Origin of the sequence: Mesorhizobium sp. M4A.F.Ca.ET.050.02.1.1 (assembly GCF_003997725.1) — a bacterium.
Taxonomy (GTDB): Bacteria; Pseudomonadota; Alphaproteobacteria; order Rhizobiales; family Rhizobiaceae; genus Mesorhizobium.
Genome location: NZ_RZSG01001452.1, coordinates 1 through 553 on the forward strand (window position 1 = coordinate 1; position 553 = coordinate 553).

Consider the following 553-nt stretch of genomic DNA (forward strand, 5'->3'; position numbering starts at 1 on the left):
CTCTGCCCACGCCGCGGCCGAGCCGCCGACGAAACTTGGCGTCAAGCCCGGCGGATCGGTGTCCGTCGACACAGCCATCCTGTCGATGGTGACCAAGTCGGCCAATGATTCCGCGACGGCGCTGGGTGAGCTGCTCGGCGGCAACGAAGCCAATTTCGCCCGCATGATGACCGCCAAGGCGCGTGCGCTCGGCATGAACGGCACGGTCTTCCGCAACGCCAATGGCTTGCCCGATCCCGGCCAGTTCACCACCGCCCACGACATGGCGATGCTCGGCATCGCGCTGAGGGAGCACTTCCCGCAATATTACGGCTACTTTTCGCAACGCTCCTTCCTTTACGGCCGTCGGCGCATCAATGGTCACAATCGCTTGCTCGGCCGCATCAAGGGCGTTGACGGAATCAAGACCGGCTACACCCGCGCTTCCGGCTACAATCTGGTCTCGTCGGTCAATGACGGCGATCGCAAGCTCGTCGCTGTCGTCATGGGCGGCGCCTCGGGCCGCGCCCGCGACAACCAGATGGCGGGCCTGATCAACGCTTATATGCCGAAG

The 553-nt window shown here is 64.2% G+C and carries 1 protein-coding gene; it reads left to right on the forward strand.

The window, feature by feature from the left end; all coding sequences use genetic code 11:
* Window positions 1-553, forward strand: a 553-nt coding sequence (locus EOA33_RS38085; RefSeq protein WP_145989616.1) for a D-alanyl-D-alanine carboxypeptidase family protein, incomplete at both ends; no start/stop codon positions are given.